Source organism: Alienimonas sp. DA493, assembly GCF_043951915.1.
Classification (GTDB): domain Bacteria; phylum Planctomycetota; class Planctomycetia; order Planctomycetales; family Planctomycetaceae; genus Alienimonas.
The window spans coordinates 1-10032 of sequence record NZ_JBINJD010000182.1 but is presented as its reverse complement, the minus strand read 5'-3'; the positions used below and the strand labels follow the sequence as shown (position 1 = coordinate 10032).

The window sequence follows — 10032 nt, the reverse complement described above, 5'->3', positions numbered from 1 at the left end:
CCCGCGACGGGCCCGTCGCATCACCGCCCGCTTTCGCCCTCGCGGGCCGCCGCCTCTTGTTGCCGCTGAACGGCGCGTTCGGAGCCTTCTTCATCAATCGCCTCCCCCGGGCCGCCGCAACCTTGCAGCACGCAGGCGAAACAGAACGCAGCGACCGCCAGGCCGCAGCGGAGAGAACGAGACATTGAGATCGTCACGGGACGTCAGGGGGTTGGAGGCTTCGGAGCGCCGGCGAACGCCGGGCGTCGTATCGTGCCCGCGGGGCCGAACCGGGTTCAAGGTTCGGCGAGCCGCTGAGCGGGCGAGCGGGCGGCTGTCGAACGGCCGCCGATCGCTCTTGGACGGCTACGATCATAGCCGATTCGGACGTCCCCGACCTGCGGACCGACGGTCTCATGCGAGAAACCGAAACACGTTTGCGCATTTTTGCATCTACGGATCGTGATCCGGCGTTAGGATCCCTAGGCCGTCGGGCCTCGTTTTCGTCAAGATAGGATCGGCGCGTCCGCCCCGCGGACGGTTCGCCGCCGAACACACCCTTCGACTGCTTCAAATATGTCCGTTCAGAAAAACGTCGCGATGGTCGGCCTCGGCTTCGGCGCCGAGTTCATCCCCATCTACCAGGCCCACCCGCACGCGAACGTCGCGGCCCTCTGCCGCCGGAACGAGGAGAAGCTGAAGGCCTGCGGCGAGCGGTTCGGGGTGGAGACCCTCTACACCGAATACGCCGACGTGCTGGCCGATCCGTCGATCGACTTCGTTCACATCAACAGCCCCATTCCGGACCACGCCCGGATGACGCTGGAGGCGCTGGACGCCGGCAAGCACGTCATGTGCACCGTGCCGATGGCGACCACGATCGAGGACTGCCGCAAGATCGTGGAGAAGGTCAAGGAGACCGGCCTGAAGTACATGATGGCCGAAACGGTCGTCTACAGCCGCGAATATCTGTTCGTGAAAGACCTGTACGAGCGGGGCGAACTGGGCGAAGTGCAGTACCTCGCCGCCTCCCACCCGCAGGATATGAACGGCTGGCCGAGCTACTGGGAGCGGATGATCCCGATGCACTACGCCACGCACGTCGTCAGCCCCTGCCTGGGCCTGCTGGACAGCCCGGCGGAGTCCGTCAGCTGTTTCGGCAGCGGCCGCGTGCGGGACGACATCCGCGAGAAGTCCGGCAACAAGTTCGCCGTCGAAACCTGCCACATCAAATTTAAGGATCGGGACCTCACCGCTCACATCTGGCGGTTCCTGTACGACGTCGCCCGCCAGTACCGGGAGAGCTTCGACGTCTACGGCACGAAAAAAAGCTTTGAGTGGACGCTGGTGGAGGACGAACCGATGGTCCTCCACACCGCCGGCAAGCCGGAGAAGGAGATCCCCGAGAAGGTCGAGGTCCCGGACTTCGCCCACCTCCTGCCGAAAGAAATTCAGCGGTTCACCCTGCCCGCGGAGATTCAGGACGCGGAGCACCTCTCCTTCGTCCAGGGCGGCGGCCACGGCGGCTCCCACCCGCACCTGGTGCACGAAATGGTCTCGGCCCTCGTGGAGGACCGCGACCCGCGCCCGAACGCCGTGACCAGCGCCAACTGGACCTGCGTGGGCCTCTGCGCCCACGAGTCCGCCCTGAAGGGCGGCGAGTTGGTCCGCCTGCCGGAGTTCACGCTGGCCTGACCGGCCGGCGCGTCCCACGCATCTTCCTTCTTCAATTCTGGCCCTCCGTATGTTTCCGTCGCCCGCCCGCCTGTCGGCGTCCGCCGCAGGGCTCGTCCGCTTGGTTCCGGCATGGATGCTGGCGTTCGCTTGCCTCGGGACGAGTTCGTCCGCCCTCGCCGATGGACCGGCGGGGGGGGACGCGGCGGCGAAAGCGGAGTTGAAACTGCTGTTCCTCGGCGACGACGGCCCCCACCGGCCCCGCGTACGGTTCGCGGAACTCGCCCCGGCCCTGCGGAACCGTGGGATCGAGTTGACGTACACCGACCGCATGGCGGACCTGAACGCCGAGACGCTCGGCCGCTACGACGGCCTGATGCTGTACGCCAATATCGATTCCATTGAAAAACCGCAGGCCGACGCGGTGCTGGAATACGTCGAGGGCGGCGCCGGCTTCGTGCCGCTGCACTGCGCCAGTTTCTGCTGGCGGAACGACCCGCGGATGGTCGCGCTGATGGGCGCCCAGTTCCTCCGCCACGGGACCGGCACGTTCTCCACGACGATCGTCGAGCCGGACCACCCCGTGATGGACGGGTTCGACGGCTTTATGAGCTGGGACGAAACCTACGTCCATCACCTGCATAACGAAGACGACCGCACCGTCCTCGCCTACCGCGAAGGGGGCGAGCAGGCCCCCGGCAACGACCGCGAGCCGTGGACCTGGGTCCGCACGCAGGGCGACGGCCGGGTCTTTTACACCGCCTGGGGCCACGACAACCGCACGTTCACGAACCCCGGTTTTCAGAACCTCGTCGCCCGCGGCGCGCTCTGGGCCTGCGGCGCCGACCCTGGCGCCGTCCCGGCGTATCGGGAGCGGGAGCCCTTCACCGCCCCCAAAATGACCGAACTGGACCCGGACCGGGCGGAGTTCGAATACGTCGACGTCGGCCCGAAGATCCCGAACTACACGCAGGGCGGCAACTGGGGCGAACAGGGCGCTCCGCAAACGCTGATGCAGATGCCCCTCTCGCCAGAGGAGTCGATCAAGCACGCGGTCGTGCCGGAAGGGTTGGAAATTAAGCTGTACGCCGACGAGCGGAACTTCCAGGCCAAGCCGATCGCCATGACCTGGGACGCCCGCGGCCGGTTGTGGGTCTGCGAGACGGTCGACTACCCGAACGAACTGGGCGGCGGCCGGGACCGCATCCGCATCTGCGAGGACACCGACGGCGACGCCGTCGCCGACAAGTTCACCGTCTTCGCCGACGGGCTGAGCATCCCCACCGCAATCGTGATCGCCCGCGACGGGGCGATCGTGCAGGACGGCACGCAGACCGTGTTCCTCAAGGACACCACCGGCGACGACGTGGCCGACGTCCGCAAGACGCTCATCACCGGCTGGGCGCTGGGCGACACCCACGGCGGGGTCAGCAACTTCCGCTACGGCCTGGACAACTGGATCTGGTCGATGCAGGGCTATAACAACAGCTCGCCCCGGCTGGTGGACGAAAACGGCAACGCCGGCGACCCGGTGCAGTCCTTCCGGCAGGGCTTCTGGCGGTTCAAACTGTCCGAGCCGGCTCAAGACGCGAACGGGAACGACGCGATCCCGACGGTGACGGACCTCGAATTTATTCGCTCCACCAACAACAACACCTGGGGGCTGGGCATCAGCGAGGAGGGGCTGATCTTCGGCTCCACCGCCAACGGCAACCCCAGCGAGTTCGCCCCCATCCCCAACCGCTATTACGAGCGGGTCCGCGGCTGGGCCCCGAAGACGCTGGACGGCATCGCCGACAGCTATAAATACGCCCCGATCACGGACAAGGTCCGGCAGGTGGACTTCTTCGGCGGCTACACCGCCGGCGCCGGGCACGCCCTCTATACGGCCCGGGCGTTTCCGCAGCAGTGGTGGAACCGCACCGCCTTCACCGCCGGCCCGACCGGGCACCTCGTGGGCACCTTCGTGCTGACTCCCGACGGGGCGGACTTCAAGTCGACCAGCCCGATCAACCTGTTCGCCAGCGACGACGAATGGACCGCCCCGATCATGGCGGAGGTCGGCCCGGACGGCGCCGTGTGGGTGCTGGACTGGTACAACTACATCGTGCAGCACAACCCCACGCCGCGGGGCTTTGAAACCGGCAAGGGCGCCGCCTACGAGAGCGACCTGCGGGACAAAAAACGCGGCCGCATCCTCCGTATCGTGCCGGAGGAGAACGCGGAGGAGAAATTGCACAATTATTCCGACCTGACCGACGCCTCCGACGCCGAGTTGGTCGCCGCCCTGTCCCACCCATCGATGCGGTGGCGGCTGCACGCCCAGCGATTGCTGATCGAGCGGAACGCCGTCGGCGTCGCGGACCGTTTGGCGGAACTGGTGTCCGAGGAGTCCGTGGACGAGATTGGGCTGAACGTCGCCGCGATCCACGCCCTGCACACGCTGCACGGGCTGGACCGGCTCACGCCGGAGGTTCTCGCCGCCGGGCTGGAACACCCGTCCGCCGGCGTGCGGCGGAACGCCCTCGCCCTGCTGCCGCACGACGGCGCCGGGGCCGAACTGCTGGCGGCCCACGGCGGGCTGCTGCGGGACGACGACGCCCAGGTGCGGCTGGCGGCGACGCTGGCCCTCGCCGATCTGCCGGACGAGGCGATCGGGGCGCAGGCGGGCGACCTCGTGGCCGCCCTCGCCGCGACCGAGACCGACCCGGTTCTGACCGACGCCCTGCTCGCCGCCGCGGCGGCCCACCCCGGCGCCTACCTCTCCGCGGCGCTGGCCGCCTCGGCGGAGACGTCGCCGACCCGTGCCACGATGCGGATCGCCGCCGGCGTGGCGGAGCACGTCGCCCGCAGCGGACCGGACCAAGCCGCGCTGACCGCGGCCCTCGCCGGGATGAAGGGGGCCGACGGCGCCCTCGTGGAGGCCGTGCTGGACGGTCTGACGGAGGGCCTGCCGGCTGACCGCGGCTTCGAACCGAACGCCGAGTTCGACGCGGCGCTGGTGACGGCGTTCGGCGGCGTCTCCGCGGCGGCGAAGGGCAAGCTGATTCAGCTCGCCTCCCGCACCGGCAGCGACGCGCTGGACCCGTTCATGGACGAGATCGTCGCCGAACTGAGCGCCACCCTCGCCGACCCCGGCGCCCCGGAGGAGCAGCGCCTGCGGGCCGCCCGCGATCTGATCGGGTTCCGGCCCGGCGACGTGGGGGCGGTCGAGGAGGCGCTGATGCAGATCACCGCCCAATCCTCCCCGCAGTTCGCCCGCGGGCTGCTGGCGGCGGTGCGGACCAGCCGGGCGCCGGAGGCCGGCGCGGCCCTCGCCGCCGCGACCCCGGCCTTCACCCCGCAGATCGCCGCCGGGGCGATCGACGTGCTGCTGAGCCGTCCCGAATGGGCCGCCGCCCTGCTGACCGCCGCGGAGAACGGCGAACTGACCCTCGCCGACCTCTCCATCGAGCAGAAGGCCGCCCTGCGGGACTTCCCCAACGAAGCGATCCGCACCCGCGGCCGCAAATTGCTGGCGATGGACGGCGGCCTGCCCGACGCCGACCGCGAGGAGGTTCTGCAAAAACTCCTCCCGCTGATCGAACGCGACGGCGACCCCGAGAAGGGCATCGCCGTCTATAAGCAGCACTGCGCCGTCTGTCACAAGCACGGTGAGATGGGGGCGGACATCGGCCCGAACCTCTCCGGCATGGTGACCCACCCGCGGGAGGAGATCCTCACGCACATCATCGATCCGTCCCGCAGCGTGGAGAGCAACTTCCGCCTCTATACGGCCCTCACCGCCGACGGGCAGATCCTGCAGGGGATGCTGACCTCCGAGACCCGCACCAGCGTCACGCTGGTGGACACAAAGGGAAAGGAGACCAGCCTGGCCCGGGAGGACCTGCTCGAGTTGCAGGGCTCGCGGAAGAGCCTGATGCCGGAGGGCTTCGAAAAGCAGATGTCCGAGGCGGAACTGGTCGACCTGCTGACCTTCCTCACGGCGAAGGGCAAATACGTACCGATTCCGCTGGACAAGGTCGCCACGGCGGTCAGCACGAAGGGGCTGTTCCACGACGGCGACGACGGCCCGGACCGCCTGATCTTCGACGACTGGGGGCCGAAGACCGTCGGCGAGGTGCCCTTCCTGCTGATCGACCCGGCGGGCAAGTCGAAGCCGAACGTCGTGCTGCTGAACGGCCCGAACGGCTCGCTGCCGCCCTCGATGCCGGAGTCGGTCGCACTGCCCTACGGGGCGACGGCCAAGGCGATCCACCTGCTCAGCGGCGTGGGCGGCTGGAACTTCCCATTCAACCGCCGTCAGACGGTCTCGATGATCGTCCGCCTGCGGTACGCCGACGGCACGGTCGAGGATCACCCGCTGAAGAACGGCGTGCACTTCGCGGACTACATCCGCCGCGTCGACGTCCCGGGCAGCGAGTTCGCCTTCGACCTGAACGGTCAGCAGATCCGCTACCTCGTCGTGGAGCCGGACCGGCCGGACGCGGAGATCGAGACGATCGAACTGGTGAAGGGCCCGGACCGCTCCGCCCCGATCGTGATGGCGGTCACCGTCGAACCCTGACCGTCGGCTCCCGGCCGCGGCCCTTCGTCGCTCGTTTTCAACCCCGTTGTCGCCGTCCCGATGGTCGTTCGCCCCCCGGTCTTGCTCGCCGTGCTGCTGTCGGCCGGGGCGGCGTCGGCCGTCGCCCAGCCGCCGGGCCCGCAGTCGGCTGACGACGAGCGGGGTCGGCGGTTCCGGCGGACGTTCGCCCCGGTTTCGGCGGCGGACGCGGCGGTTCTGGCGCGTCACGGCCGCCGCGACGCGGCCGTGCACGATCCGACGTCGATCGTCCGCTGCGGCGACGAATATTGGCTGTTCGCCACCGGCCGCGGGATCGCCTCCTGGCGGTCGACGGACCTGAAAGACTGGCAACCCGGCCCGCGGGTGTTTGCAGAACCGCCCGCCTGGGCGCTGGAGGCCGTGCCGGAGCACCGCGGCCGCTACTGGGCGCCGGCGGTGTTGCGACACGGCGACCGGTATCTGCTGTATTACTCCGTCTCGACCTTCGGCAAGAACCGCTCGGCGATCGGGCTGGCGACCTCGCCGACGCTCGACCCGGACGACCCCGCCTACCGCTGGACCGATCACGGCCCGGTGGTGCAGTCACGACCGGGAGACGACTTCAACGCGATCGACCCCGCCGTGCTGGCGACCGCGGACGGCGGGCTGTGGCTGGCGTTCGGGTCGTTCTGGAGCGGGTTGAAGCTCGTGCGGCTCGACTCCGCCACCGGCCTGCGGGCGGAGCCGGACGCCGCCCCGATCGCCCTCGCCGACGCCCCGGACGATCAAATTGAAGCCCCGCTGCTCGCGGAGCGGGACGGGTTTTATTACCTGTTCTTCAACCGCGGCCTGTGCTGCCGCGGCACGGAGAGCACCTACGAAATCCGCGTCGGCCGCAGCCGCTCCGTGGAGGGACCGTACCTCGACCGCGACGGCCGCCCGCTGCTGGGCGGCGGCGGCACGCTGTTGAGCGAGACCGACGGGCCGTTCATCGGCCCCGGCCACGCGGGGCTGCTCGAAGAGGACGGCCGCACCTGGTTCGGCTGTCACTTCTACGACGGCGCCCGCCGCGGCCGGGCGACGCTCGCCCTGCAGGAACTCCGCTGGGACGAAGACGGCTGGCCCCGCCTGCTCCCCCCGCCGGACGCCGCCCCGTCGGACGCGGAATAGGCGTTCGCGGATTCAAATCATCGCTCATTTCTATTCCTACTCGACGACGCCCGATGAAGTACGGCCTGAACCTGTTGCTCTGGACCACCGAGGTCACGCCGGAGCACGCCCCGCTGCTGGCGGATATCAAACGCTGGGGCTACGATGGGGCCGAGCTGCCGCTGTTCTCCGGCGACGAGGCGACCGGCAAGCGGCTGGGCCGGATGTGCGACGACGCTGGCCTGCAACGCACCGGCGTGACGGTCTGCACGCCGGAAGTGAACCCGATCAGCGACGACCCGGCCGCCCGGCGGGCGGCGGTCGATCATTTCCGTTCCATCCTGGACTGCTGCGCGGCGGCGGGGATCGAGACGCTTTGCGGCCCCCTGCACTCCCCGCTGGGTCAGTTCACCGGCAAGCCGCGGACGGACGTGGAGTGGGGCCGGGCCGTGGAAGCGATCGCCGCCGCCGGCGAGCACGCCGCGGACGTGGGCGTGACGATCGCCGTGGAGGCCATCAATCGGTTCGAGTGCTACTTCCTCAACTCGCAAATGGAGGTCGCGGACTTCGCCGCCGCCGTGGACCGGCCGGCGGTCGGCTGCATGTACGACACCTTCCACGCCAACATCGAGGAGAAGGACCCCGCCGCCGCAATCCGCCACGCCGCCCCGCACCTGCGGCACGTCCACATCTCCGAGAACGACCGCAGCACCCCCGGCGAGGGACAGGTGCGGTGGGACGAAACCTTCGGCGCGTTGAAGGAGATCGGCTACGACGGCTGGCTGGTGATCGAAGCCTTCGGCCTGGCCCTGCCGGAGTTGGCCGCCGCGACGATGATCTGGCGCCGCATGTTCTCCTCCGAGGAAGCCCTCGCCACGAACGGCCTGGAGTTCATGAAGCGACGCACCGCCTGAGGCCGGCTCCGCAAGCGCCGAGGGGCCGCCGGGAAGGGCGTCGCCCTGGGGCAGTGGTGTGAAGCGGCGCCGGGGGGCGCCTGTCGGATTCCCGACATAGCCGCCCCTTGATGTATTCTCGCTGCGGAGCGCCGCCCGATCGGACAGGGGTTCTCCCCGCCCTGAGCAATGTCCGCCGTCCCGGTGTTCGGTCCGCGCGCCCCGCAATTCATCGCCTCCGCCGCCGCGGCCGGGGCGATGTTCTGCGGGTGCGAAGAGGCCGCCCTGCCGCCGCCCGCCACGGCCCCGCCTGACGTGGGGCCGTCCGCCGTCGTTCCCCCTCCCCCGCCAGCGAAGACGGCTGCGGCGGAGTCGTCCGGGGAGGCGCCAACGAGCACGGATCCGCCGGACTGGAACTTCTTCGGTCCCCCGCCGCCGGTGAGCCTCGCGGCGCCGCCCGGCCCACCGAAGACGGAGTACGCGCTGCGGGGGTTTTGGGAGATCGACGGGCGGCGGGTCGCCCAGTTTCGGGTTGGGCGGCCGGGGGAGCCCGGCCGGATATTGCTGCTGGGCGCCGGTGAGAGCCGCGACGGGCTGACGGCGCTCGAACTGGGCGAGAACTTCGCCCGGGTCCTGCGGGAAGGCGAGGAGGCGCCGTTCGTGCTGTGGCCGACGCCCGCGGCCCCCGCCCCCACGGCCCCGACAGTCCTCCCGGGAGAAGCCCCGGGCGCCTGGGCGGATCGCCCGCCGACGTTCGGCGCCGGTCGGCAGACGTGGATCGCCCGTCTCCCGCCGGCGGTCTCCCCGGCGTCTCGTGTCCGGCCGCCGGGCGGCCTGCGGGCGGGCGATCGGCTGCCGCCGCCGCCGGCGCCGCCCGCGCCCCCGCCGGAGGTTCCGTCCCCCCGGAGTCCATGATTGTGGTTCCGCACCGCCGTCGCCCGGGTCCGCGGGCGTTGCTCGCCGTCGTCGCCCTGCTGGCGGCCGCTCCCCCGGCGGGGGCGCGAGACTGGTACGTCCGCAAGACGGGCGCCGACCTGGTGGCGGTCGACCTCGGCCTGCTGGGGCTTGAAACGAACCTGTTGCTGCTCGGCAGCGACGAACTGCCCTTCCGCACGCTGGGGCACACCGCGTCGTTCGTCGAGCCGGGCGACCGGGTGCTGGTGGGGCCGGGCACGTATTGGGACGAGGAAATCCGCGGGGGGAACGCCTCGGCCGCCCCGGTCCTCTGGAGGCCGGAGGCGCCCGGCACGGCGACCCTGCGGGCGTCGGCCCCCGGCCGGCGGGCGTTGACGGCGTCGAACGCCGCCGGCCACGTCTTCCGCGGCTTCGCCCTCGAGCCGCACCCCGACGGGGCCGCCTCCGACGTGACGGCGATGCTGACGAACGCCTCCGCGATCACACTGGAGGACTGCACGTGCGCCGGCGGGCGCTGGGGCGTCGTGCTGCACGACGCGACCGCCGCCCTCACGAACTACACGTACAGCGGCGCCGGCGACGGGGCGTACTGCTTCGCCGGGTCGGAGCTGACCGCGACGGGGTGCGACGTGACGGTGACGGACGCGGTGCACTCCGCGTTCTTCGCCCGCGATTCGCGGCTGACGCTCTCGAACTGCACGACGACCGGCGGGCAGAACGGGGTGCGGTACGAAAGCGGCCCCGGGGCGACCGTGACCGACTGCACGGTCGCGGACGCGGTCTTCGGTCTGTTGCTGGAGGGCGACGCGGCGGTCGTCGAGCGCTGCGAACTGCTGCGGTGCACGACCGGGATTCACCTGCCCGCCGGCGCCGGGC

The 10032-nt window shown here is 70.4% G+C and carries 7 protein-coding genes; 6 read left to right on the top strand and 1 reads right to left on the bottom strand.

Annotated features, from left to right (window positions below; all coding sequences use genetic code 11):
* Positions 1–20: 20 nt before the first annotated feature.
* On the bottom strand, positions 21–185 hold the full coding sequence (locus ACG2DA_RS19735) for a hypothetical protein (RefSeq protein WP_395258013.1): 165 nt from the start codon (positions 183–185) through the stop codon (positions 21–23).
* Positions 186–555: 370 nt separating this feature from the next.
* Here ACG2DA_RS19735 and ACG2DA_RS19730 point away from each other — a divergent pair, with 370 nt between their 5' ends.
* The 6 genes from ACG2DA_RS19730 to ACG2DA_RS19705 form a co-directional block, all read left to right on the top strand.
* Positions 556–1674 (top strand): Gfo/Idh/MocA family protein, encoded by a 1119-nt coding sequence (locus ACG2DA_RS19730; RefSeq protein WP_395258011.1) that lies wholly within the window; start codon positions 556–558, stop codon positions 1672–1674.
* Positions 1675–1789: 115 nt separating this feature from the next.
* Complete coding sequence (locus ACG2DA_RS19725) at positions 1790–6220, top strand: PVC-type heme-binding CxxCH protein (RefSeq protein ID WP_395258009.1); 4431 nt, start codon at positions 1790–1792, stop codon at positions 6218–6220.
* A 60-nt stretch (positions 6221–6280) separates the two neighbouring features.
* Positions 6281–7369, top strand: a complete 1089-nt coding sequence (locus ACG2DA_RS19720; RefSeq protein ID WP_395258008.1) for an arabinan endo-1,5-alpha-L-arabinosidase — start codon at positions 6281–6283, stop codon at positions 7367–7369.
* A 53-nt stretch (positions 7370–7422) separates the two neighbouring features.
* Positions 7423–8262 carry a sugar phosphate isomerase/epimerase family protein gene (locus tag ACG2DA_RS19715; RefSeq protein ID WP_395258006.1) on the top strand — a complete coding sequence of 280 codons (840 nt, stop codon included), beginning with the start codon at positions 7423–7425 and terminating at the stop codon, positions 8260–8262.
* 168 nt (positions 8263–8430) lie between these two features.
* The gene (locus ACG2DA_RS19710) at positions 8431–9156 is read left to right on the top strand and encodes a hypothetical protein (protein ID WP_395258005.1); all 726 of its coding nucleotides are present in this window, start codon (positions 8431–8433) and stop codon (positions 9154–9156) included.
* Positions 9153–10032: right-handed parallel beta-helix repeat-containing protein (locus tag ACG2DA_RS19705; RefSeq protein WP_395258003.1), on the top strand; the 880-nt coding region annotated here is incomplete at its 3' end. The genes ACG2DA_RS19710 and ACG2DA_RS19705, both read left to right, overlap by 4 nt.

Bases quoted from the DNA above. Each gene is read 5' to 3' on its own strand.
- ACG2DA_RS19735 (WP_395258013.1), bottom strand. From the start codon at position 185: ATGTCTCGTTCTCTCCGCTGCGGCCTGGCGGTCGCTGCGTTCTGTTTC.
- ACG2DA_RS19730 (WP_395258011.1), top strand. From the start codon at position 556: ATGTCCGTTCAGAAAAACGTCGCGATGGTCGGCCTCGGCTTCGGCGCC.
- ACG2DA_RS19725 (WP_395258009.1), top strand. From the start codon at position 1,790: ATGCTGGCGTTCGCTTGCCTCGGGACGAGTTCGTCCGCCCTCGCCGAT.
- ACG2DA_RS19720 (WP_395258008.1), top strand. From the start codon at position 6,281: ATGGTCGTTCGCCCCCCGGTCTTGCTCGCCGTGCTGCTGTCGGCCGGG.
- ACG2DA_RS19715 (WP_395258006.1), top strand. From the start codon at position 7,423: ATGAAGTACGGCCTGAACCTGTTGCTCTGGACCACCGAGGTCACGCCG.
- ACG2DA_RS19710 (WP_395258005.1), top strand. From the start codon at position 8,431: ATGTCCGCCGTCCCGGTGTTCGGTCCGCGCGCCCCGCAATTCATCGCC.